This is a genomic window from Actinoplanes cyaneus, from assembly GCF_016862095.1.
Lineage (GTDB): Bacteria > Actinomycetota > Actinomycetes > Mycobacteriales > Micromonosporaceae > Actinoplanes > Actinoplanes cyaneus.
The window spans coordinates 39,327-63,250 of the sequence record NZ_BOMH01000042.1 but is presented as its reverse complement, the minus strand read 5'-3'; the positions used below and the strand labels follow the sequence as shown (position 1 = coordinate 63,250).

At 71.7% G+C, this 23,924-nt stretch carries 20 protein-coding genes; 8 read left to right on the top strand and 12 right to left on the bottom strand.

Annotated elements, in window-relative coordinates; all coding sequences use genetic code 11:
- Window positions 1-65: 65 nt before the first annotated feature.
- Complete coding sequence (locus Acy02nite_RS28945) at window positions 66-1,214, bottom strand: FHA domain-containing protein (protein WP_203746394.1); 1,149 nt, start codon at window positions 1,212-1,214, stop codon at window positions 66-68.
- 171 nt (window positions 1,215-1,385) lie between these two features.
- On the opposite strand from Acy02nite_RS28945, the gene Acy02nite_RS28940 reads away from it, so the two are divergent.
- Window positions 1,386-2,180, top strand: coding sequence for a hypothetical protein (locus Acy02nite_RS28940; protein WP_203746386.1), 795 nt, complete (start codon window positions 1,386-1,388; stop codon window positions 2,178-2,180).
- Between the two features lie 7 nt (window positions 2,181-2,187).
- Here the strand turns inward: Acy02nite_RS28940 and Acy02nite_RS28935 are convergent, their stop codons facing one another.
- Window positions 2,188-3,231: a 1-acyl-sn-glycerol-3-phosphate acyltransferase gene (locus Acy02nite_RS28935; RefSeq protein ID WP_203746384.1), complete on the bottom strand. Its 1,044-nt coding sequence runs from the start codon at window positions 3,229-3,231 to the stop codon at window positions 2,188-2,190.
- Entirely contained in the window at window positions 3,228-4,067 is an 840-nt protein-coding gene (locus tag Acy02nite_RS28930; protein WP_203746375.1) for a patatin-like phospholipase family protein, read from the bottom strand. Before Acy02nite_RS28930 ends, Acy02nite_RS28935 begins: the two co-directional genes overlap by 4 nt.
- A gap of 60 nt (window positions 4,068-4,127) precedes the next feature.
- Between Acy02nite_RS28930 and Acy02nite_RS28925 the strand changes: the two genes are divergently transcribed.
- Window positions 4,128-4,499, top strand: coding sequence for a MerR family transcriptional regulator (locus Acy02nite_RS28925; RefSeq protein WP_203746373.1), 372 nt, complete (start codon window positions 4,128-4,130; stop codon window positions 4,497-4,499).
- On the top strand, window positions 4,481-4,828 hold the full coding sequence (locus Acy02nite_RS28920) for a thioredoxin family protein (RefSeq protein WP_203746371.1): 348 nt from the start codon (window positions 4,481-4,483) through the stop codon (window positions 4,826-4,828). The genes Acy02nite_RS28925 and Acy02nite_RS28920 overlap by 19 nt, the downstream gene beginning before the upstream one ends.
- Here Acy02nite_RS28920 and Acy02nite_RS28915 read toward each other — a convergent pair.
- The 7 genes from Acy02nite_RS28915 to Acy02nite_RS28885 all read right to left on the bottom strand — a co-directional run bounded on the left by Acy02nite_RS28915 (window position 4,825) and on the right by Acy02nite_RS28885 (window position 13,958).
- Complete coding sequence (locus tag Acy02nite_RS28915) at window positions 4,825-5,040, bottom strand: hypothetical protein (RefSeq protein ID WP_203746369.1); 216 nt, start codon at window positions 5,038-5,040, stop codon at window positions 4,825-4,827. The genes Acy02nite_RS28920 and Acy02nite_RS28915 overlap by 4 nt on opposite strands.
- An 8-nt stretch (window positions 5,041-5,048) precedes the next feature.
- Window positions 5,049-8,177: a cyclic nucleotide-binding protein gene (locus tag Acy02nite_RS28910; protein WP_203746368.1), complete on the bottom strand. Its 3,129-nt coding sequence runs from the start codon at window positions 8,175-8,177 to the stop codon at window positions 5,049-5,051.
- A 189-nt stretch (window positions 8,178-8,366) separates the two neighbouring features.
- Window positions 8,367-9,983 carry a S1C family serine protease gene (locus Acy02nite_RS28905; RefSeq protein WP_203746366.1) on the bottom strand — a complete coding sequence of 539 codons (1,617 nt, stop codon included), beginning with the start codon at window positions 9,981-9,983 and terminating at the stop codon, window positions 8,367-8,369.
- Between the two features lie 39 nt (window positions 9,984-10,022).
- Entirely contained in the window at window positions 10,023-11,582 is a 1,560-nt protein-coding gene (locus Acy02nite_RS28900) for a sensor histidine kinase (protein ID WP_203746364.1), read from the bottom strand.
- A gap of 9 nt (window positions 11,583-11,591) precedes the next feature.
- On the bottom strand, window positions 11,592-12,305 hold the full coding sequence (locus Acy02nite_RS28895; RefSeq protein WP_122981123.1) for a response regulator transcription factor: 714 nt from the start codon (window positions 12,303-12,305) through the stop codon (window positions 11,592-11,594).
- Between the two features lie 118 nt (window positions 12,306-12,423).
- Window positions 12,424-13,200 (bottom strand): lysophospholipid acyltransferase family protein, encoded by a 777-nt coding sequence (locus Acy02nite_RS28890; RefSeq protein ID WP_203746362.1) that lies wholly within the window; start codon window positions 13,198-13,200, stop codon window positions 12,424-12,426.
- Window positions 13,197-13,958, bottom strand: coding sequence for a GNAT family N-acetyltransferase (locus tag Acy02nite_RS28885; protein WP_203746360.1), 762 nt, complete (start codon window positions 13,956-13,958; stop codon window positions 13,197-13,199). Before Acy02nite_RS28885 ends, Acy02nite_RS28890 begins: the two co-directional genes overlap by 4 nt.
- A gap of 93 nt (window positions 13,959-14,051) precedes the next feature.
- Between Acy02nite_RS28885 and Acy02nite_RS28880 the strand changes: the two genes are divergently transcribed.
- The 5 genes from Acy02nite_RS28880 (at window position 14,052) to Acy02nite_RS28860 (ending at window position 22,215) form a co-directional block, all read left to right on the top strand.
- On the top strand, window positions 14,052-14,687 hold the full coding sequence (locus Acy02nite_RS28880; RefSeq protein ID WP_203746358.1) for a hypothetical protein: 636 nt from the start codon (window positions 14,052-14,054) through the stop codon (window positions 14,685-14,687).
- Between the two features lie 182 nt (window positions 14,688-14,869).
- A complete protein-coding gene (locus Acy02nite_RS28875) occupies window positions 14,870-18,583 on the top strand; it encodes a multifunctional oxoglutarate decarboxylase/oxoglutarate dehydrogenase thiamine pyrophosphate-binding subunit/dihydrolipoyllysine-residue succinyltransferase subunit (protein ID WP_203746422.1) in 3,714 nt (1,237 codons plus the stop codon).
- A 62-nt stretch (window positions 18,584-18,645) separates the two neighbouring features.
- Window positions 18,646-18,822 (top strand): DUF6104 family protein, encoded by a 177-nt coding sequence (locus tag Acy02nite_RS28870; protein ID WP_203746356.1) that lies wholly within the window; start codon window positions 18,646-18,648, stop codon window positions 18,820-18,822.
- 214 nt (window positions 18,823-19,036) lie between these two features.
- Window positions 19,037-21,109 carry a phosphate acetyltransferase gene (pta, locus tag Acy02nite_RS28865; protein ID WP_203746348.1) on the top strand — a complete coding sequence of 691 codons (2,073 nt, stop codon included), beginning with the start codon at window positions 19,037-19,039 and terminating at the stop codon, window positions 21,107-21,109.
- A complete protein-coding gene (locus Acy02nite_RS28860) occupies window positions 21,106-22,215 on the top strand; it encodes an acetate/propionate family kinase (RefSeq protein ID WP_203746346.1) in 1,110 nt (369 codons plus the stop codon). Before pta ends, Acy02nite_RS28860 begins: the two co-directional genes overlap by 4 nt.
- Window positions 22,216-22,294: 79 nt before the next feature.
- Here the strand turns inward: Acy02nite_RS28860 and Acy02nite_RS28855 are convergent, their stop codons facing one another.
- Together Acy02nite_RS28855 and Acy02nite_RS28850 are read right to left on the bottom strand one after the other, a co-directional pair.
- Window positions 22,295-22,453 (bottom strand): hypothetical protein, encoded by a 159-nt coding sequence (locus Acy02nite_RS28855; protein WP_203746344.1) that lies wholly within the window; start codon window positions 22,451-22,453, stop codon window positions 22,295-22,297.
- 385 nt (window positions 22,454-22,838) lie between these two features.
- On the bottom strand, window positions 22,839-23,780 hold the full coding sequence (locus Acy02nite_RS28850) for a zinc-binding dehydrogenase (RefSeq protein WP_203746342.1): 942 nt from the start codon (window positions 23,778-23,780) through the stop codon (window positions 22,839-22,841).
- Window positions 23,781-23,924 lie beyond the last annotated feature (144 nt).

Below are 23,924 nucleotides of genomic sequence, written 5' to 3'. Positions count from 1 at the left end.
CGACGATCTGTACCCCCGCGGAGAGAGGCAAGGAAGATCTTGACGTTGATCTTCTGTGCTGGTCGTTACCGGCCGACCGGGCGGATGGCCATCGTCGGCGCCTCGGCCATGACCGACTGCGGCTGGACGACGCCGCCGTTCGACCAGAGCTTGGCGCGGCCGACGTGGACGCCGGCGTAGAGCTCGATGATGTCGTCCGGCGCGAGCACGCGCGACTCGTCCCGGTGCAGGGTGATCCGGTCCTCGTCGCTGGGTGAGCCGCCGGGGCGGACGCCGGTGCCGTTCGTGCTGATGTCCTTCGCCGTGATCTCCCCGGCGCGCAGGGCGAACCGGACGTGACCGCGGCTGATCCACTTGCGCGCGTCGGCGCTCAGCCACTGGCCGAGCATGACACCGCCGTTGCCCTCCGGCGCGCGGCCGACCACGACCGGCTGATCCTCCGAGACGGCGAACCGCTGGCGGATCACGCCGTCGATGCGGACCGAGAGCACCTCGATGGCCGGGCGCGGGCCCGCGTCCCCGAGGCGCTCGCCGTGCCGCGGGCAGGTCGGCACGCCGGCCCGCAACGCCGGCGGCGGCTGCGACACCGGGCTGGTGAAGGCGCGCATGTCGGCGAACGGGCTGTCCGAGTCGCTGCCCGTGCCGAACGTGGTGCAGTTGAAGTCGGGGCACTTCCAGACGCGGGCGAGCAACCGCTCACCCAGCGGTGACCGCGGCGACGGCGGAATCGCCTCGCCCCGGCCGACCCGGGCCACCAGCGCCGGACCGCCCTGCTGCGACACCAGGGCCAGCAACCGGCCCGGCTCGGCGACCCACGGACGGGTGGCGCGGAAACGGTCCTCCCGGTCGCGGGTGAGCACCGGCAGGCCCAGCATCTCGGCCACCTCCAGCACCCGGTCGTCGAGCTGCGGCACGACCTCGACCTTGCCGTCGTCGGCCCAGCGACGCACCACCATGCGCTCGTTGGACGTGAGGTCGGTGTCGGAGAGCAGCCCGCGCGGGGCGATCACGTAGACCGGCACGTTCTCCTCGGCGACATACCTGCCGAAGGCGTCGACCAGCAGGCCGAGCCGGACCAGGCTGGCCGGGCGGCCGCCGTCGAGGTCGGCGTAACGCACCACCTCCGACAGATCGACCACGGCCCGGGCGAGAGCCGGGTCCGTGGTGAGCCGGGCCTCGATGGCGTCGAGGACCTTGCTGACCTCGAATCTCACGAGTCCTCCCCCTGTCTGAGCAAGTTGGCTTAGCTCCGGTTCATCATGCCCCGACCACGATCCGTCCGGCGAACCGGGCGTTCGGTGGCCGTTTGCTGATTCCCACGATCGGGAACCTCTGGCATCGACGGTCTTTACGAGGATCGACGGTTCTTACGAGGAAGGACAGCCATGCGGACTTCACGGCTCGCTCTCTCGGTTGCCGCGGCCACGTTCGCGGTGGCGGGCTGCAATGCGAACGGGACACCGGCGGCCTCGTCGTCGAGCGCCCCGGCGGCCTCGGCGGCGGCCCCGTCGACCAGCGCCGACCCGGCAGCGGTCAAGGCGCTGTCGGATGCCGCCGCCGCTCTCGGCAACAACAGCTTCAAGATGACCATGACGAGCGGCAGCGGCTTCCAGCTGACCGCGAACCTCGACCCGCCGCACGGCACCGGCAACGCGGAGGTGAGCGCGAAGGGCGCCAACACCTCGATCACGGTCAAGACGCTGCTGACCGGCCAGGACCTGTACGCGCAGATCCCCGGCGTCACGCAGGGCGACACCTGGACGCACCTCGACATGGCCCGGCTCCCGGACGGCGCGAACATCGGTCTCAAGCCCGGCCAGATCGACCCGGCGAACACCGCCGAGCTGCTCAAGTCGACCACCGACGTGACCACGGCCGGGGAGGGCTCCTACTCCGGGACGCTCGACCTGACCAAGGCCGCCGGCGTGGCCGGGATCAGCAAGGTGACCGTGGACGGGTACGGCGCGGACGCGCAGAAGGTGCCGTTCGAGGCGACCCTCGACCCGCAGGACCGGCTGGAGACGCTGACGCTGCGGCTGCCGGCCGTCGACAACCGGGAGGCGCAGCCGCTGGTCGTCAAGTACAGCGACTACGGCCAGACGGTGACCGCGCAGAAGCCGCCGGCCGGTCAGGTCGTCGAGGCGCCGGACAACGTCTACCAGGCACTGGGCGGTAAGTAAGCCTGCTTCAGCCGGCGCCGCGGTCGATCCACAGTGGCCGCGGCGCCGGCTTGTTCTCCTCGATCCACGCGTCGATCCGGGCCCACCAGGCGTAGAGCCAGTCGATCCGCTCCTGCTCATCGGCCGGCACCTCCTCCGGTGGGACGCTCCAGAAACGCATCACCAGGCGCTTGTCCATCGGCAGCTCACGCCACAGGTCACCGATCGTGACCATCCGGTCGAGGCCGGTGTGCGCCACGAAGATCACCCCGGCGTCCGGGGCGGCGTCGATCGCGGCGAGCAGGCCGCCCGGCTTCGGTGGCAGCAGGTTGCGCAGGTTCTCCGCCTTGACGGCCATCTCGTCCAGGCCGCTCGCGCGCAGCCGGGCGATCGCCTTGACCTTGCGGCGGGGCGTGAAGTTGCCACCCTCCGGGAAGATCACGAACGCGTCGTTGTCGTCGAGCCCGGTGGCGAGCTCCCCGATCTGATCCTCCAACGTCCGGGTCGCCGTACGCCCCGGGGAGATGAAACGGTTCGGCAAGCGGTTGAGCAGCACGTCCACGGCCGGATCCCACTGCAGCGCGGCCTTCAGCACGATCCGCGGCTCCCGGGCGAACCAGTTGACCAGCGCGTGGATCAGCGTGAACGAGTCGCCCGGCCCGGCGTGCCGGCTCACCACGATCTCCGGGCGGCCCGGCTGCGCGGTGTCCGGATCGGTGCCGACCACGTCGATCGCCAGGTGCAGCGACCAGCGGGCGAACCAGAACAGCGTGCGCAGGAACCAGCCGGTCACCACGTAGTGCGCGCGCTGGAACGACGCGGAGCGGATCCAGCGGCCGCAGCCGGACGCCAGCCAGAGCACGACCAGCACGATCAGGGCCGCGGCGTCCCACACCACGTAGACGATCAGCAGGAAGACCAGCCGGGGCACCCGCAGCCGGCCCGGGACCAGCGGTGACACGGCGAGCGCGAGCAGCAGCCAGATCGGCAGGGTGGTGAGCAACGTCACGGCGAGCAGCACGACGGCCGGGGCGATCAGCAGGCGGCGGACCCAGATCGGCGGGAGAGTCACGGCAGCGGGTTCACGTTGGCGGCCAGGTAACGCCGGGACGCCGTGTAGGCCCGGCTGATGCGGCGGCCGACCCGCGCCATGTCCCGATAGGCCCACGGGGAGTCGTCACCGGACTCACCGCCACCACTGGGCAGGACATGCACCCGGACCCCGTCCGGCAGGGTGGCCAGGTCCCGCGCGAAGCGGTGCCGGCGAGCGATCTCGAACGCCACCTGAGCCACCTCCCACGGTCGTCTGGGGACGCTGAGCTGCCGCTCGATCCGGCCCACCTGGAGCACGAAGATCAGTCTGGCACCGAGCCGGACCGCCTCACTGATCGGGATCGAATTCACGATCCCGCCGTCCACGAAATGCTCGTCCTCGATCTCGATCGGTGGCAGCAACCCCGGCACCGCCGACGAGGCGAGCACCGCGTCGACCAGCGGCCCGCTGTCGAACCAGTGCTCGGCGGCCCGCTCGATGCTCGCCGCGCAGCAGTGGAACGGCACCTTCAGGTCGGCGAACGTGGCCGTCTCCCCCAGCTCGCCCTCCAGCAGGCGGCGCAACGGCAGCGGCGAGTGCAGATGGGTCCGCGCCGCGAACCGGCGCAACTGGCGGCCGATCGAATCGCCGTAGACCGCCGCCGCCTCGGGCGACGCCCACAACCGGACCAGCCGATCGGTCACCGCCTCACCGGGCTCCGCCGCGACCAGGGCGCCGTTGACCGCCCCGATCGACGTGCCGACCACCAGATCCGGCCGGAACCCGGCCCGGAACAACGCCCGGAGCATGCCCACCTCGACCGCGCCGAGAACACCACCACCGCCGAGCACGAACGCCACCGGACCGTCGACCATGCGCCCCATCGTTTCACGGGCCTTGCCTTGACGCCGGTGTCAAGCCGTACCGTCGGCGGCATGCTGATCGGGGAGCTCGCGGAACTGGCCGGGACGAGCCCGCGCACGCTGCGGTACTACGAGGAGCACGGACTCGTCCGCGCCCGCCGGGACGCCAACGGCTACCGGCAGTACGACGACGGCGAGCTGCGGGTGGTGCACGAGATCCGCAGCCTGCTGGCGTCCGGGTTCGGCCTGGACGACATCCGGCCCTTCGTCGAGTGCCTGCGGGCCGGCAACAACGCCGGGCACGTCTGCCCGGACTCCGTCGCGGTGCTCCGCCGCAAGATCGCCGAGGTGGACGACTACCTCGGGCAGCTCACCGAGGTGCGGCGGCGACTGCACGACCAGCTCGACCAAGCATTGGAGAACCCATGCCGGAGAACACTCTGATCACCGTCACCGACGCCACCTTCGACGAGTTGGTCCGGCAGGCCCGGCAGCCCGTGGTGGTGGACTTCTGGGCGACGTGGTGCCCACCCTGCGGGCCGATGTCGCGCGTGCTCGCCGAGCTGGCGCCCGAGTTCGACGGACGGCTGACCATCGGGACGCTGGACGCCGACGAGAACCCGGTCGCCACCCGCGAGTACCGGGTGCTGGCCATGCCGACGCTGCTGTTCTTCTCCGGCGGGGTGGTGACGTCGTCGATCGTCGGGGCGCGGCCCCGATCGGTGCTGCGGGCCGCGCTGGAGAACGCGGTCACGCCGTATGTCAACCGCTAGTCGAGCTCGGGCATCGCGACCGGTTGCGGGCGGGGGTGGCAGACGCCGCACTGCACGGCATCCTCCACCACCAGGGCCTCGGCACGATCCCGCACCGCCGATCGACTGATCTCCAGCACGTACGGCCCGAAACGCGCATGTTCCACACACACGCCCCGCCCGCAGAAGCGGCAGGTCGCCCGGGCCGCCTCGGCGCAGAACCAGCACAGCATCCGTAACCCTAACCGGTCGTGGCCCCCTCGGCCGACGACGACGTGGACGGAGAACTCGACGGCGTCGTGCCCGTCGACGGCGACGACGCCGGTGACGTCGTGGTCCCCGTCGTCGGGGTGACCGGCTTGCTGGTCGGCTTCGGCACCGGCCTGCTCGGAGTCGGCCGGCTGGTCGGGACAGTGGTCCGGGACGGCGTCGGGGAGGCGCTGGCGCTCGCCGACGGGGAGGCGGACGCGGACGGGCTCGCGCTGCCCGAGCTCACCGCGGCGCTCGGCGAGGCGCTGACCGGCGGCGCGGCCGGCTCCGACGGGAACGGCTGCTCCGACGGCTCGCCGCCCTCGGTCGTCGACGGCTGCGGCACCTTGCTGCCGTCGGCACAGCTCAGCTCGCCCCCGGCGGGCTTGCTCGCCACCCCGCCGGTGGTCACCGTGCCGGTGGCCACCGAGACGGCCTCGGGCTCGGCCCAGAACCACGCCCCGCCCGTGCTCACCAGGTCACCCTGCGATCGGGCGACGGTCAGGGCGAGCGGCCGGAAAGCCCCGCTCGTGCCGGTCGTGTCGGCCAGCACCCGGCCGGACGCGAGGCTCACCCGGCCGGACGGCGCCGCCGCCCGCCCGCTCGCCACCGAGGCGGCGTCCAGCGTGAGCCGGGCCGCGGGGCAGAACAGCAGCACGCCGCCGCCCGGGAAGGTCAGCCGGGCGCGACCCTTCTTCGACACCTCGACCTGCGTGCCGGTCGCCACGTAGCGCCGGTCGCCGGCGGCCAGGGTGCTCCTGGCGCCGCCGCTCTGCACGGCGGCGTTGCCCTTGTCGACCGTCAGCAACGCCTTCTCGCCGGGCATCTCGGCCCAGGCCGGGCCGGCGCTGAGATCAAGGGCCAGGCCGCCGAGCACGACGACCAGCAGCAGGCAGACGAACGCCCACATCCGTTTCTCGAAGTGGCGGTCGACGTCGAACTCCTCGTCCGCGTCCGGCGGGCCGGGCGGGACCGCCAGCGGCGGATGGCCGGCGCCCGGCCGGACCGCGAGCGGGGTGCCCGGGCGCAGCGCCGGCATCGGCGCGCCGGGGCGGGCCTGGTTCCCGATCAGCGGCGGCAGGTCGGACGCGTCCGGGATGACCCAGAGCCGGACCGGGGTGCGGGTCTGCGCCACCATGCCCGGGGTGCCGTCACCGACCGGGCCGACCAGCGTGCCGCGGCGCAGCTCGACGCCGTCCGGCATGGCGATCACGCCGGACTCGACCACGACCGCGTGCGTCGGGCCGTGCAGCATCACCGGGGCGCCCGGCTCCAGATCGGCCGGGTGCGCCGCGGCGATCAGCGCGAGCTGCTGGTCCTCCTCCAGGCCGGCCAGCGCCGGGGTGTCGGCGAACAGCGCCTCGGCCTCGGCCCGCTCCATCGGCGGCGGGCCGGGCAGCGGGCCGACCACCGTGGCGACCGTGGAGGCGGGCACCGTGAGCACCGTGGCGCCGGCCGCGGCATGCCAGTCCAGCGCGGCGTTGCGGCCGGTCAGCACGGCGGCCAGGCCGACCACGCTGCCCGGGCCGGCGTGGTGCCGGATGGTGCCGCCCGGATCGCCGGGGCGACGGCCGTGCAGGGCGCCCTCGACCACGACGTGGATCGCGTCCTGCGGCGCGCCGGCCAGCACCAGGTGCCGGCCGAGGCGCGGACGCTCCCAGGTCGCCCGGGCGGCCAGCGACTGCAGCGCCGGCTCGGGCAGGCCGCCCAGGTCGGAGGCGTAGAGGGCGGCCAGCCGGTGCGGCATGTCGGACTCCTGGTCGCGTTCCGCGGCGCGGCGGCGCCACCGGCGCCAGCCCGTCCCGAAGCGGCCGAGCAGGAAGTAGAGCGGCGGGGCGAGGAGGCCGAGAACCATCACGACCAGCAGGACCCGGGCCGCGAGGCCCTCGAACCACAGCCCGAGCACCAGGCCGGACACCCGGTCGGTCCACAGCCGGTAACCCAGCGCCACGGCAGTGGCCAGCCAGAAGAGGGCGAGCAGGCCGTAGAGGGCGATCAGCCGGCCCTCCCGGTCCAGCGCCGACCAGCGCGGGCCACGGCGGCGCCACCGGCCGCCGAGCCAGGCCAGGCCGCGGGCCCGCAGGTCCGGGATCTCCAGCCAGTCCATCAGCAGGTACTGCCCGTCCAGCGGCAGCAGCGGGCTCAGGTTGAAGAACGTGTGCAGGTAGAAGAGGAACGCCAGCTTGAACGCGATGCCGCCGGTGGCCGGCAGCGCCAGCCCGATCAGCTGGAACAGCCCCGCCATGGCCAGGCCGGTGGCCGGACCGGCCGCGGTGACCGCCATCCGGGCGCGCCGGCCGGCCATCCACACGTCGCTGGTGTCCACGAAGATGGTGGGCAGGCCGAAATGCAGCATCACGCCGGCCGACGGCACCTCGCGGCCGACCCGCTTCGCGGCCAGCGCGTGACCGAACTCGTGCAGGCCCAGCGCCACCAGGTTGAGCAGCAGCAGCGAGAGCGCGCCGAGCAGATAGGAGTCGCCGGCGAGGAAGAGGGCGTGGCTGCCGTGCTGCCAGCTGAGCACGAACAGCACCGCGCCGGCCAGCGAGAGCAGGGTGCCGAGCCAGACCGCGGGCCGGGTGAAGAGCAGCTTGCCGACGCTGTTGTAGAAACCGGTCAGCATGCCGTCGACCGGGACCGACAGCGCCCGGCGGCCGCGCGCGGACTGCTTCGGCGACGGCTCCGGGCTCAGCTCGCGCAGCGGCCGGAACGCGTCGCCGGGCAGGTCCTCCAGCATCCGGTTGCCGGCCAGGTCGGCGACGACCCGGCGGACCTGGTCGGGGGCGAGCCGGCCGGCGATCCGGGCGAACTCGGCGACCAGGCGAGCCACCGTGCAGGAGCCGTCCATCATCAGGGCCAGCTGGTACTCCTCCGGGCTGAGCCGGAGGTAGCAGGTGCGGCCGCCGTCGTCGGGCGAGCGGAGCATCACATACCGGCCGCCGCGCACCGTGGCGCGGTGCCGGACCTCGATACCGCCGCGCAGCGCCGGACGGGCGCGGGCCGGGTCGAGCCGGTCCGCGACGGCGTGCCAGAGGCCGGAGTCGGCGGGGCCGGGCTCGGCGCCCGAGGCCCGGCCGGCCAGTGCTTCCCAGACGTTGGTCCGGGTCTCGACATACGTCAACTTGCAGGGCCTCTCACTCCGCCGCGGTGGCGGTCAGAGATTAGAAGGTCCCCCTGCCAAACGCGAGCCCTCGGCGACAAAATTGCCCGTTCGTCGTGAAGGTCCTGAATAGCGGCCATAGAACAGGAATGCGGCGGGTGACGTGCCCACCCCTGGTCACGTCACCCGCCGCAGCGAAAGGAGGAAGCCTTACTGGGACTCCAGCAGGGTCACGTCGACCTGCTTCTCCGCCCCGTTGCGAGTGAAGGTGATGTTCATCTTCTGCCCGACCGCGCCCGCCTGGACCGCGGCGACCAGATCGTCGGACTCGCTGATGTCCTTGCCGTCGACCTTGGTGATCACGTCGCCCTGCTGGATCCCGGCCTTGCCGGCCGCGCTGTTCGCCGTGACCTGGCTGACCAGGGCCCCGCCGTTCTCCGCGGTGGTGACGCTGACGCCGAGCGCCGGGTGGCTGACCTTCTTGCCGGACATCAGGGCCTCGGCGACGGTCTTCGCCTTGTTGCTGGGGATCGCGAAGCCCAGGCCGATGTTGCCGGAGCCGGAGCCGGAGGTGGCGATCGCCGAGTTGATGCCGATCACCTCGCCGTTCACGTTCACCAGCGCGCCGCCGGAGTTGCCCGGGTTGATCGGGGCGTCGGTCTGCAGCAGGCCGGTCATCGTGGTGCCGCTCGACTGCTGCTGTTGCTGCTGGGACTGGCCGAACGGGTCGTTGCCCTGGCCCTGCTGCTCGTCCTCGCTGCTGGACTCGATCGTGCGGTCCTTCGCGCTGATGATGCCGGCGGTGACCGAGCCCTCCAGGCCGAGCGGGCTGCCCAGCGCGAGCACGGTGTCGCCGACCTGCATCTGCGAGCTGTCGCCGAAGGTGGCGGCCTTGAGGCCGGAGACCCCGGTCGCCTTGACCACGGCCAGGTCGGTCCTCGGGTCGGTGCCGACGATGGTCGCGGTGGCCTTCTTGCCGTCCGCGAAGATGATGTTCACGGTGCCGCCGCCGGCGGTCGCGACCACGTGGTTGTTGGTCACGATGTAGCCGTCGGCGCTGAGGACCACGCCGGAGCCCTCACCGGACTGCGTGGTGATCGAGACGACGCTGTCCTGCACGGCCGAGGCGATCTGGGCCAGCGACGACCGGTCGACGACCCGGCTGACCGAGGTGTTGCCGGATTTCACCGAGGTGGTGGTGCCGTCGTCGTGCACCGCCAGCGCCGTGACGGCGCCGACCCCGCCGGAGAGCAGCGCGATCAGCACGGCGGCGGCGCCGGCCAGGATGAACTTGCGGCCGCGGCCGTTGCGCGGCGGCTCGTTGCCGGGGCCCTGGGCCCAGACCGGGACGACGCCCTCGGGCGTGGTGTTGTGCTGCCAGCCGCCCTCGGCGGTCTGCGTGGCGCCGGGCTGCTGCCAGCCGGGGTGGTAGCCGGGCTGCTGCCCATACTGCCCGTAACCGGGCTGGGCATAGCCGGCCGGCCCGTACTGCGGGTAGCCGGAGGCCGGGGCCGCGGAGGCGGGCGTCCCGGAAGCGGGGGTCGCGGAGGCCGGGGTGGCGGAGGCGGGGGTCGCGGAGACCGGTGCCTGCGGCTGCTGCCAGGGCGACTGGGGCGCCTGCGGGGGCTGGGGAGCGGCCGCCGGCTGCTGCTGCGGGGCCTGCTGTGCCCACGGGTTGTGGGGCTGCGTGGGAGCCGCGGACTGGTGAGCGGCGTACTGCGGGGCGGCCGGCGGCTGCACCGCAGTCGGCTGCTCAGACTCCACCCGCTCCGTGCTGTTGTCAGCGACGGCGTCCGCGGGCCGCGGGTTGGACTCGTTCTCGTTCATGTTCCTTACTCTGCCCCGTGCGACTCGTACCGAACTGTGCTAGTCCTGGATGTTTTCTGTGAACCCTTTATCCACATTCACGGTCGGCAAGGTCACCCGGAACGTGGCACCCTGACCAGGCTCGCTGAAGACATCGACCGACCCGTTGTGGGATCGCACGATGGCCGCCACGATGGCCAGCCCCAGGCCGGTCCCGGTGGCCTCGCGATCAGTGTTCCTCGTCCGTGCGCCATCCGCCCGGTAGAAGCGCTCGAAGACCCGCGACCGCTGCTCGTCGGAGAGCCCCGGGCCGGTGTCCGACACCTCGACCACGGCCTCGTTCTCCCCGCCGGCGTGCAACCGCAGCGTCACCGTCGCCTCGGGCGGCGTGTGCACCAGCGCGTTCGTCATCAGGTTGCCGATCACCTGGCGAAGACGGGCATCATCCCCGTACGCCACCAGGCGCTCCTGATCGTCGTGGATGTCCAGCTCGATCGTGCGGTCCGGTGCGGTCGCGCGGGCGGCCTGCACCGCGTCCATGGCGAGGACGGGCAGCTCCACCGGCGCCAGGTTCAGCGGGCGCTCGCGGTCGAGCCGGGCGAGCAGCAACAGGTCCTCGACGAGCAGGCCCATCCGGGCGGCCTCGTCCTCGATGCGCCGCACCAGCCGGGCCACCGCGTCCGGGTCGGAGACCGCGCCCTGCCGGTAGAGCTCGGCGAAGCCACGAATGGTGGTCAGCGGCGTCCGCAACTCGTGCGAGGCGTCCGCGACGAACTGCCGCATCTTCTCCTCCGAGGCGACCGCGCGGCCCTCGGAGAGCTGGGCGGACTCGGCGGCGGCCTTGGCCTGCTGCTCGGAGGCGGCCCGGGCGTGGAAGGCCATCTCGATCTGGGCGAGCATCGAGTTCAGCGCGGTGGAGAGCCGGCCCAGCTCGGTGGTCGGCTCGCCGCCGTCCACCTCCGGGTCGGGCACCCGCTGGCTGTAGTCGCCGGCGGCGATCCGCCCGGCGGTGCGCTCGATCTGCAGCAGCGGGACCAGGCTCTGCCGGACCAGCGCCGCGCCGACGATCGCGAGGGCCAGCAGCACGCCGACGCCGACCAGCACGTCCACCCAGATCAGCCGGGCGATCACCGCGTCGACGCCGGTCATCCGCTCGCCCACGGACATCACCGTGCCGTTGTCCAGCACGTCGATCCGGACGCGCCACATGAACTTCCGGTCATAGGACCGGGTCGTGTACGTCTGCTCGTTGAGCTCGGCCGTCCGCTGCGCGCCGGTGATCAGGACGGGCAGGCTTTCCAGGTCCATCCGGCTGTTCGCATAGGGCTTGGTGACGCCGCTGACCGAGCTGAACGCGATCATGTAGTCCATCGGCATGTAGACCTGGACCACCGACGCCTCGCGGGTGAGGCCGATCGCGTCGACGGAGAGCTCCTTCAGCTGGTTGTCCAGCCGGGAGATGAGGTACGTGTGCAGAGCGATCGTGCTGGCTGAGCTGATCAGGGTGAGCGCCGCGAACACCAGCACCAGCACCGACGCGACCAGTTTGGTCCGGAGGGAGACCTTGCGCAGGTTGGCCTGCGACGGAAGCGAGACCCGCACCCGCTCGGCGATAGTCATCGCGGCGACCTAGACGGCTGGTTTGCGCAGCACGTAGCCCACGCCACGCAGCGTGTGGATCAGGCGCGGCTGGACGTTGTCCACCTTCCGCCGCAGATAGGAGATGTACGACTCGACGATGTTGTCGTCACCGCGGAAGTCGTACTTCCAGACGTGGTCGAGGATCTGGGCCTTGGAGAGCACCCGGTTCGCGTTCAGCATCAGGTAGCGCAGGAGCTTGAACTCGGTCGGCGAGAGCTGCACCCGGCTGCCCGCCCGATAGACCTCGTGGGTCTCCTCGTCGAGCTCCAGATCGGCGAAGACCAGCCGGGACGGCTGCTCCTCACCGGCCGTGGTGCGGCGCAGGACCGCGCGGATCCGGGCGGTGAGCTCCTCCAGGCTGAACGGCTTGGTGACATAGTCGTCGCCGCCCAGCGTGAGGCCGCGGATCTTGTCGTCGGTGCCGTCGCGGGCGGTCAGGAAGACCACCGGGGTGCGCTGCCCGCCCTCGCGCATCAGCCGGATGACCTCGAAACCGTCGAGGTCGGGGAGCATGACGTCGAGCACGACCAGGTCGGGCGCCGCACTGCGGGCCGCGCTGACCGCGGCGCTGCCGCTGGTCGCTGTGGTGACGTCGAACCCGGCGAAACGCAGGCTTGCGGAAAGGAGCTCGAGGATGTTCGCGTCGTCCTCGACGACGAGCAACTTCGCCTCGCTCTGCTTGGGCTGGGTCTGAGCGGCCATGCGGCCATTCTTTCCCCGTCCGCTGCACCCCTGCTGCAGGCTTGCTGAAAATTATCTGTGAGGAGTACTTCACCCGAAGGTCACGCCCAGAATGACCGGTGGCGGGACCGGGACGACCTTATGCCGCCAACCGGTATCCGTGTCCACCCATGCTGCGCTCGGCCGCCCTTGCCAGCGCCTTGCGATCCGCTCCCGGCATCGGCCGCAACGCCGGCGCCGTGATCACCGTGATCGTCAGCCGCCGGACCCGGGCCACCCGCAGCAGCGAGTCGACCAGGGTGTCCCGGCCGATGAACGCCGCCTCGGTGCTGTCGTAGGTGATCGAGGTGGGCACCACCGGCGCGCCCGCGTCGATCGCCGCCTGGAACAGCGCGGGCCGGAAGCGCCCGTGCTCGGCCCCGCAGAACGTGGTGCCCTCCGGGAAGGCCGCGACCGAGCGCCCGGACCGCAGCGCCCCGGCCACCTCCTCCACCGTCGCCGGCAGGTCGCGCGGCCGGGTCCGGTCGATGAAGATGGTGCCGCTGCGACCGGCCGTGGCGCCGATCCCGGGCCAGCCTCGCACGTCGTGCTTGGCCACCAGCCGGACCGGCGAGACCGCGATCAGCACCAGGATGTCGATCCAGGAGATGTGGTTGGCGACCAGCAGGCTGCCGGGTCGCGGCACCGGGCCGCGCTGGACCAGGTTCACCCCGAGGGCCGCGAGCAGCGTGCGCGCCAGCCAGCGGACGGCGGGGCCGCCCAGCAGCGCCACGGCCGGGATACCGGCCAGCATCACCAGGGCCATCCCGGCGAGGCGGAACCCGGCCGTCCAGGTCCGGGCACGCGGCGCGTCGCCGGGGCGGCAGGCGTCGCCGCAGCCGGAGGCGGGCTGCCAGAGAGTGCTGAGCGTGGTCACAGGTCCGTCCCCAGGAAGTGCCGGCGGTACCGCGGGTCGAGCCGGTCCAGCGAGAAGAGCACGTAGAAGTCGGCGCAGTCGAAGGCCGGGTCGAAGGCCGGTTCGCCGCAGATCCAGCTGCCCACCCGTAGATATCCCTTGAGCAGCGGCGGGACCGCGACCTTGGGGTCGGCGACCAGGCCCGCCGGGGGCGTCCACGGGTTGCGCGGGCGGACCCGCAGCGCGGGCGGGGCCAGGTGCTTGCCGTTGATCCGCTCGCGGACCCCGGCCGCCACCGCGCCGCCGTCGGCGAGCGGCACCGAGGCGCAGCCGCCGAGCCAGCGCAGGTTGTTCAGGTGCAGGTAGCGGGCGATGCCGCTCCACATCAGATTCATCACGGCGCCGGACCGGTGATCCGGGTGCACGCAGGAGCGCCCGATCTCCACCAACTGGTCACGCAGGGGGCGCAGGGCGCTCAGGTCGAACTCGTCGTCGGCGTACCGGCGGCCGGCCCGTTCGGCGGCGCGCGGCGGGAGCATCCGGTACGTGCCGACGACTTCGCCGGTGGAGTCGTCACGCACGATCAGGTGGTCACAGAACTCGTCGAACTCGTCCACGTCGTGACCGCCGGCCGCGGTCGTGAGGGTCGCCCCGAGCTCGCCGGCGAAGACGTCGTGGCGCAGTCGCTGGGCGGCCTTGATCTGGGTCGCCTCGTCCGCGATGAGAAGCGTGTAGCCGCTGGTCCCGGTGGGTGCGGCGGCTGTCATCAGAACTGCCATGTGATCTGTGTAAGGGTGACAACTGCCGATGGAGTGTCGCGTCAGGTGGCGATGCGTGTCCGGTTGATGAACGGCTTGTGCGATCGTCGGGGGATGCGTATCCCGGCACGCTTCAACGGCCCTCCCGGCTCCGGAAACGGCGGGTGGTGCGCGGGTGTCCTCGCGACCGCCGCGGGCGTCTCCCAGGTGACGCTGCGCCTGCCTCCACCGCTCGAGACCGACATCCAGATCAGGGACCATGCGGCGTACGCGGGTGAAAGCTTGATCGCCACTCTGGATTCCGGCGACCCGGGCCCGGGCGTCGAGCCGGTCGGCTGGGACGTCGCCACTGACGTGTCCCGCGGCTATCCCGGCTTCAGCGATCACCCCTTCCCCACGTGTTTCGTCTGCGGGCCCGCGCGCGACGACGGTCTGCGGATCTTCCCCGGCCGGCTGCCCGACGGCCGTACCGCCGCGCCCTGGTCGGTTCCGGCCGAGGTGAGCGTGCCGTTGATGTGGGCGGCGCTGGACTGCCCGGGTGGGTGGGCCGCGATCCGCGAGGGCAGCACGTTCGTCCTGGGGCGGATCGCGGTCGCCGTGGAGGGGCTGCCGGAGCCGGGGGCCCGCTGCGTGGTGACCGGCGCGGTCGCGGACCTGTCCGGCCGCAAGGCGCTCGTCGACTCGGCGGTGCACGGGCCGGACGGGCGGCGGCTGGCGATTGCGCGGGCCACCTGGATCAGGACAGGATGAGAAAACCACCACGTGCGATCGAAGTCCGCAAGTGCCGGTTGGTCACAGAGCGGACGTCCGGGCGGACTGCGCTCGCGCACGGCGTAGCCTTGTACCGGATCCTAGCCCGTCGCGTGTGACGAGTCGGGCCAGGCCGGACTGGTCACGCGATGACAAAAACGGTGAAAGAGGCGAACGCGGCAGTGTCGACGCAGCAGACTTCGCAGGACAACCCACTCGCGGATTTCGGTCCCAACGAGTGGATCGTCGACGAGATGTATCAGCGATACCTGGCCGATCCGACCAGCGTCGACCCCGCCTGGCACGACTTCTTCGCGGATTACAAGCCGGCGAACGCTCCCGGTGCGATCGTGACGCCCGACGAGGCGACCGCGGCGAACGCGACCAAGAGCGCGGCCAAGGCCGGCACCGACGCGCCCGCCGCGACGGCGCCCGCCAAGCCGGTGACGCCCCCGGCCCCGGCGAAGAAGCCCGAGCCCGCCAAGGCCGCCCCGGCGGAGAAGGCCGTGGCCAAGCCGGCCGCCGCCACCTCCGCCCCGGCGGGGGCCAAGACCACGGTGCTGCGCGGCGTGGCCGGCAAGATCGTGCAGAACATGGAGGCCTCGCTCCAGGTCCCGACCGCCACCTCGGTGCGCGCGGTGCCGGCGAAGCTGATGATCGACAACCGGATCGTGATCAACAACCACCTCTCCCGCGGGCGGGGCGGCAAGGTCAGCTTCACGCACCTGATCGGCTGGGCCCTGGTCCGCGCGGTCGTCGCGCACCCGGAGATGAACAACACCTACGCCGAGATCGACGGCAAGCCCACCCTGGTGCAGCCGGAGCACGTCAACCTCGGCATCGCGATCGACCTGGCGAAGAAGGACGGCTCGCGAACGCTGGTCGTCCCATCCATCAAGAACTGTGAACAACTAGACTTCCGGCAGTTCTGGCAGGCGTACGAGGACATCGTCCGGCGCGCCCGCCGCAACGAGCTGACCATGGACGACTACAACGGCACCACGATCTCGCTCACCAACCCGGGCGGCATCGGCACGGTGCACTCGATCCCGCGCCTGATGAACGGGCAGTCCGCGATCATCGGTGTCGGCTCGCTCGAATACCCCGCGCCCTACGCCGGCATGAGCGACGAGACGCTCACCGACCACGGCGTCTCCAAGGTCACCACGCTGACCAGCACCTACGACCACCGGGTCATCCAGGGCGCGCAGTCCGGCGAGTTCCTCAAGGTGATGCACGAGCTGCTGCTCGGCGGGCGCGACTTCTACGACGAGATCTTCACGTCGCTGCGCATTCCGTACGAGCCGGTGCGCTGGGTGCGCGACGTCGCGCGCACCTCCGAGGGCCAGATCGACAAGGCCGCGCGGGTGATCGAGCTGATCCACGCGTACCGGGTGCGCGGTCACCTGATGGCCGACACCGACCCGCTCGAGTTCACCATCCGCAAGCACCCCGACCTGGATGTGCTCCAGCACGGCCTGACCCTGTGGGACCTGGACCGGACGTTCCCTGTCGGCGGCTTCGCCGGCAAGGAGAAGATGCGCCTGCGGGACGTGCTCGGGGTCCTGCGCGACAGCTACTGCCGCCGCATCGGCATCGAGTACATGCACATCCAGGACCCGGAGGAGCGCCGCTGGGTCCAGGAGCGCATCGAGGTCAAGTACGCCAAGCCGGACACCGAGGAGCAGAAGCAGATCCTGCTGCGCCTCAACCGCGCCGAGGCGTTCGAGACGTTCCTGCAGACGAAGTATGTGGGTCAGAAGCGCTTCTCGCTGGAGGGTGGCGAGTCCCTGATCCCGCTGCTCGACGCGGTGCTGCAGTCCTCCGCCGAGGCGGGGCTGGACGAGATGGTGATCGGCATGGCCCACCGCGGCCGGCTGAACGTGCTCACCAACATCGTCGGTAAGCCGTACGAGAAGCTCTTCAACGAGTTCGAAGGGTGGATGGACCCGAAGTCGGCGCACGGCTCCGGCGACGTGAAGTACCACCTGGGCCAGACCGGCAAGTACACGACGCCGGACGGGCAGCACTCCACCACGGTCAGCGTGGTCGCGAACCCGTCGCACCTGGAGGCCGTCGACCCGGTCCTGGAGGGCATCGTCCGCGCCAAGCAGGACCGTCTCGACCTGGGCCTGCACGGCTACACGGTGCTGCCGGTGCTGGTGCACGGCGACGCCGCGTTCGCCGGCCAGGGCGTGGTCGCCGAGACGCTGAACCTCTCCCAGCTGCGTGGTTACCGCACCGGCGGCACGGTCCACGTGGTCGTGAACAACCAGGTCGGCTTCACCACCGCCCCGGAGTACAGCCGCTCCTCGATGTACTCGACCGACGTCGCCCGCATGGTCGAGGCCCCGATCTTCCACGTCAACGGGGACGACCCGGAGGCCGTGGTGCGGGTCGCCAAGCTGGCCTTCGAGTACCGGCAGACGTTCAACAAGGACGTCGTGATCGACATGATCTGCTACCGCCGCCGCGGTCACAACGAGGGCGACGACCCGTCGATGACCAACCCGCGGATGTACCAGATCATCGACACCAAGCGCAGCGTCCGCAAGCTCTACACCGAGGAGCTGATCGGCCGCGGCGACATCACCGTGCAGGACGCGGAGGAGCAGCTGCGCGACTACCAGTCCCGCCTCGAGGAGGTCTTCAAGGCCACCCGGGACGCGGCCGGCAGCCCGCCGAAGCCGCACATCATCGCCGAGGAGCCGGAGCCGCAGGTCCAGACGGCGATCGACGCCGACGCGGTCCGCGCGGTCGGCCAGGCCCACATCGAGCTGCCCGAGGGCTTCACCGCGCACAAGCGGGTCCAGCAGCTGCTCGACCGGCGCGCCAAGATGTCCACCGACGGCGGCATCGACTGGGGCTTCGGTGAGCTGATCGCGTTCGGCTCGCTGCTCGCCCAGGGCGTCACCGTCCGGCTCGCCGGGCAGGACTCGCGCCGGGGCACGTTCACCTCGCGGCACGCCTCGATCGTCGACTCGAAGACCGGCAAGGACTTCCTGCCGATCTCCACGCTGACCACCGGCAACGCGCGGTTCTTCGTCCACGACTCGCTGCTCAGTGAGTACGCGGCGATGGGCTTCGAGTACGGGTACTCGGTGGAGAACCCGGACGCGCTGGTCCTCTGGGAGGCCCAGTTCGGTGACTTCGTCAACGGCGCCCAGTCGATCGTCGACGAGTTCCTCTCCTCCGGCGAGGTGAAGTGGGGCCAGAGGTCGTCGCTGGTGCTGCTCCTCCCGCACGGTCAGGAGGGCCAGGGCCCGGACCACTCCTCCGGCCGCCCGGAGCGCTTCCTGCAGCTGTGCGCGCAGGACAACATGCGGGTGGCGAACCCGACCACCCCGGCGAACTACTTCCACCTGCTGCGCCGCCAGGCCCTGTCCAGCAAGCGCAAGCCGCTGGTGGTCTTCTCGCCGAAGTCGCTGCTGCGGCACAAGCTCGCGGTGTCGTCGGTCGCCGACTTCACCCAGGGCACGTTCCAGCCGGTCCTCGGCGACGCCGGGATCGGCGGCCAGGCGCTGGACGCGAACGCGGTGAAGCGGGTCCTGCTCTGCTCGGGCAAGGTCTACTACGACCTGTTCTCGGCGCGGGCCGACCGCGGCATCACCGACACCGCGATCATCCGGATGGAGCAGATCTACCCGCTGCCCGTCGAGGAGCTCAAGGCCGTCCTCGCGCAGTACCCGAACGCCGAGGACTTCGCCTGGGTCCAGGAGGAGCCGGCCAACCAGGGCGCCTGGTCGTTCGTCGCGCTCAACCTGCTCGAGCACCTGGAGGGCGTGCGGCTGCGGCGCATCTCCCGCCCGGCGGCGGCCGCTCCGGCGGTCGGCTCGGCGAAGATGCACGAGGCCGAGCAGCAGGCGCTGATCGAGGCGTCGCTGCCGCGCCCGTGACCTGCTGAGTTTCACCGGGGGTGCTCCGCTTCGGCGGGGCGCCCCCTCTTAACATTCCGGGCATGTACTTCACCGATCGAGGCATCGAGGAGTTGGCTCAGCGGCGCGGCGAGGAAACCGTGACGCTGGAGTGGCTCGCCGAGCAGCTGCGCACCTTCGTCGACATGAACCCGGAGTTCGAGACGCCGATCGAGCGCTTCGCCACCTGGCTGGCGCGCGACGATGAGGACGACGAATAACCCCCTTCGCGCGTACGGCGTGAGCACGCGCCCGTCCGCAGCCGGCCCGCGACGCTGCTCTTGGTCCCGGCGCAGCGCGCCGCGAGGTCCCGGCTGGTTCTCATGGGCGTTATCCGTCCCTCATAACGCCCATGAGAACCAGCCGGGACCGAAGTTGTCCACAAGCGGGACCTTCGGCCCGGCGGCGGTCAGGCCGGGCCGGTAGGTTGAAGGCGTGGCGCGCAGTGTCTATGTAGCGGGTTTGGGCCCGGGTGTCGGTAAGGGCACGGTCGCCCTGGGGATCGTCGAGCTGCTGTCCCGGCAGGTCGCCGGGGTGTCGGTGTTCCGGCCGCTGGTCCCGGCGGTCGATCGTGATCATCTGCTGGCCACGATCCGCGAGCGTTATCAGGGGCCCGTGCCCCTGGCCGACTCGTTCGGGGTGACGGTGGCGGAGGCGTCGGAGCTGATCGCCGACGGCCGGCGGGAGGAGCTGATCGGCCGGATCGTCGAGCGCTATCGGGCCGCCGAGCGGCTGAGCACCTCCGTCGTGATCATCGGCAGCGACTTCGCCGAGTCCGGCGACGAGGCCCGCGACGGGCTGCCCCGCGAGCTGGCCTTCAACGCCCGCCTGGCGACCGAGTTCGGCAGCGTGGTGATCCCGGTGGTGAGTGGCGCCGGCCGCACCGGCGAGTCGCTTGCCGCGGCGGTCCGCAGCGCCTACCACTCGCTGGGCGACCTCGGCGCGACGGTCGCCGCGGTGATCGCCAACCGCGTTCCGCCGGCCGCTGCCGGTGGCCCCGCCCCGGATCTGCCGGTCCCGTTCTGGGCGATCCCCGAGGTGGCGGCGATCGCGGCGCCCACGGTCGGCGAGGTCGCCGACGCGCTGGACGCGACAGTGCTCTCCGGCACCCCGGGCGCGCTCGGTCGTGACGTGCTCGACTACGTCGTCGGCGCCGCGCACGTCCCCACCGTCCTGGAGCACCTGACCGACGGGGCGCTGCTGATCACCCCCGGCGACCGGGCCGACCTGCTGGTCGCCGCGCACGCCGCGCACGCCGCCGGCACGGTCACCCTGGCCGGGCTCGTGCTGACCCTCGGCGAGCCACCCGACCCGCGGATCGTCCAGGTCGTCGAGCGGCTCAACACCGGGCTCGCGATGCTGGTCACCAAGGGCGACAGCTTCCACACCATCGCCCTCTCCGACCGCGTCCAGGCCCGGCTCAGCACGCCGCGCAAGGTGCAGGCCGCGCTCGGCGTCTTCGAGGGGAACGTGGACACGGCCGAGCTCTCCAAGGTCCTCGACGTCGCCCGGTCCGCCCGGGTCACCCCGCTGATGTTCGAGAACGACCTGATCGACCGCGCCCGCGCCGACCGCCGCCACCTGGTCCTGCCCGAGGGCGCCGAGGAACGGATCCTGCGCGCCGCCGAGACCCTGCTGCGCCGCGGCGTTGCCGACCTGACCCTGCTCGGCGACCCCGACGAGATCCACCGCCGCGCCCGTGAGCTGGGGGTGGAGATCGGCGACGCGCGCCTGATCGACCCGGCCACCAGCCCGTGGCGCGACGATTTCGCGGCCCGTTACGCCGAGCTGCGCAAAGGCCGGGCCGTGACGCTCGACCTGGCGTATGACGTGGTGCGCGACGTCAACTACTTCGGCACGATGATGGTCGCCTCGGGCTATGCGGACGGCATGGTCTCCGGCTCGGTGCACACCACGGCGGCGACCATCCGGCCGGCGTTCGAGATCATCAAGACCGTGCCCGAGGTGTCCGTCGCCTCCAGTGTGTTCTTCATGCTGCTGGCCGACCGGGTGCTGGTCTACGGCGACTGCGCGGTCAACCCCGACCCGGATGCCGCTCAGCTCGCCGACATCGCGCTCTCCTCGGCGAGGACCGCTGCCGCGTTCGGCATCGAGCCGCGCGTCGCGATGCTCTCCTACTCGACCGGCAAGTCCGGCGCGGGCGCCGACGTGGAGAAGGTCGCGGCCGCCACCGCCCTCGTCCGGGAACGCCACCCCGGCCTGCCGGTCGAGGGCCCGATTCAGTACGACGCGGCGATCGACCCCGCCGTGGCCGCCACCAAACTGCCCGGCAGCGCGGTCGCGGGCCAGGCGACGGTGTTCGTCTTCCCTGACCTGAACACCGGGAACAACACGTACAAGGCCGTCCAGCGCTCGGCGAACGCGGTCGCGGTCGGCCCGGTCATGCAGGGCCTGCGACGGCCGGTGAACGACCTGTCCCGCGGCGCGACGGTCAAGGACATCATCAACACCGTGGCGATCACGGCGATCCAGGCAGGGGCGAAATGACCAGGGTGCTGGTGCTCAACTGCGGCTCCTCGTCGGTGCGCTACCGGCTCTTCGACGGCGACGAGGTGCGGGCCAAGGGCCTGATCCAGCGGATCGGGGAGGCAGGCGGCGACGCGGGCGACCACCTGACGGCGCTGCGCGACCTGATGGACCGGCTCGACCTGAGCGACCTGGCCGCGGTCGGACACCGGGTCGTGCACGGCGGCGAGCGGTTCACCGAGTCCACCGTCGTCACCGACGAGGTGGTGGCCGCCGTCGAGGAGCTGATCCCGCTCGCGCCGCTGCACAACCCCGGCTCGCTCACCGGCATCCGGGTGGCCCGCAAACTGCTGCCGGACGTGCCGCAGGTCGCCGTCTTCGACACCGCGTTCCACGCGACGATCCCGGCCGAGGGGGTGCTCTGGGCGGTCGACCGTGACCTGGCGCGGCGCTTCGGGCTCCGGCGGTACGGATTCCACGGGACGTCACACTCGTACGTCTCCCGCGAGACCGCCCGGCTCCTCGGCAAGCCGCTCGCCGAGGCCAACGTGATCACGCTGCACCTGGGCAACGGTGCCAGCGCCAGCGCCGTGCGCGGCGGCCGGTGCGAGGCCACGTCGATGGGCATGACCCCGCTCAGCGGCCTGGTGATGGGCACCCGCTCCGGCGACATCGACCCGAGCCTCGTCTTCCACCTGCACCGGGCCGGCGGGCTGCCGCTCGACGAGATCGAGGAGTCGCTGACCCGGCACGGCGGCCTGGCCGGTCTCGCGGGTGCCAACGACATGCGCGAGGTGCTGGAACGCCGGGCCGCCGGGGACGCGGACGCGACGCTGGCCTTCGACGTCTACATCCGGCGGTTGAAGGAGTACATCGGCTCCTACCTGGCCGTCCTCGGCCGGGTGGACGCGATCACCTTCACTGCGGGCGTGGGCGAGAACGCGCCGGACGTGCGCCTGGCCGCTCTCTCCGGGCTGGAGCCGCTGGGCATCACCGTCGACCCGGTCCGTAACCGCGAGAACGCCCTGGTCATCTCGCCGGACGGTGCTCCGGTCACGGTCTGCGTGGTTCCGACCGAGGAGGAGTTGGAGATCGCGAACGAGTCCCGGCGAGCGCTCGGCCTCTAGCCCGCGCCGTTCAGCCGCTGCGTCGCCGGCCCGCTGCTGGCCTCCCCGCAGCGGGCCGGGTCGATCAATGCGCGGATAACTACAGTGCGAGCCAGGCGATCAGTGCGATCACGACCACGGCGGCCACGATGCCGCCGATGATGTAGGGCAACTTGGACGGTGCCGCGGTCTCCGGCTCCCGGCTGAACGCCTGGAACGCCTCGGTGTTCCCGCTCGGGTCGACGCTGTTGTCAGACATGCGCCCGACCCTAGCCAAATAGCGCATGCTTCCGCCAAGCCCATCCCATCCCGACGCACCCCAGGTGCGACCGCCGACGCCGTCGGCCCGCCACGTCCCCGGCCGGCGCTCACGGCGCTCGATCGGACCGGAGAGCAGCCCTCAGCGCCAGCCGGGCACCGCACACCCGCCAGCGGACGCTCACGGCCCCCAGCTGGCACTCACGGTTGTAAAACCAGCCGGAAACAACCGTCAGCGCCAGCCGGGCAGCGCACGGCCGCCGGCTGGGACTCACGGTTGGTGGAACGGGCCGGAGACGACGGTCAGGGCCAGCCGGGCAGCGCGCGAGGGAACGGGCTGGGCACGGTCGGTTTGAAGGGGCCGGCGGGCTGGGAGACGCCGGCGGTCAGTGGGTGATGACTACCTTGCCGAAGAGGTCCGGGGCGGTGAGGCGGGCGAAGGCTTCCGGGATCGCCTCGAACTCGTAGGTGGAGTCGATCACGGGGTGGATCTTGCCGGTGGCGCACATGTCGAGGAGTTCGGTGAGCTCGGCGGGTGTGCCCATGCTGCTGCCGAGGATCTCCAGTTGCATGGCGAAGACCCGGCGGAGGTCGACGCGAGCCAGGTGACCCGCGGTGGCTCCGCAGACGACGATGCGGGCTCCGGGGGCGGCGCACTTCATCGAGTGGTCGAAGGTGGGCTCGCCGACGGACTCGATCACCACGTCGACGCGTTCCGGAAGGCGCGCGCCGGGCTCCACCGCGATCGCGCCCAGCTCCGTGACGCGCTCACGCTTTGCCTGGTCACGGCTGGTGGCGTAGACCCGCTTGCCAAGCGCGACCCCGATGGCGACCGCCGCGGTGGCGACTCCGCCGCCGGCGCCCTGGACCAGGACGGCGCCCGCGTCGCCGGCGCGGCCACGGGTCACCAGCATGTGGTAGGCCGTGAGCCACGCTGTCGGCAGGCACGCCGCCTCGGCGAACGACACGCCGTCCGGGATCGGGAGCAGGTTCTCCCGCGGGGCGGCGACGCGCTCGGCGAACGTGCCGGGGAACCGCTCGGAGAACAGCGAATAGCCCCGCGGGTCGGCCTTGTCCTGGATCACCGGGTAGACCAGGACCGGGTCGCCGGCCGGGGTCACGCCGGCCGCGTCGCAGCCGAGGATCATCGGGAGCCGGTCGGCGGGCAGCCCCACGCCGCGCAGCGACCAGACGTCGTGCTGGTTGAGGGAGCTGGCCCGGACCTCGACCGGCACCCAGCCCTCCGGCGGATCGAACGGCAGCTCACCGACGGTCAGGGCGCTCAGAGGCGCGTCGGGCTGGAGCGAGGAGGCGTAGGCGGCGCGCATGATCCGACCCTAGTCGCCGGCGGCTCGCAGCGCCGCACGTCGATCGATGTCGCGGATTTTGACTGCCGGGGTGACCGTGCCCCACCACGGAGGCCGCCCTTGCGGGCCGAGCGTTCAGGGCCGGTCACGGCCCTGCTCGGACCG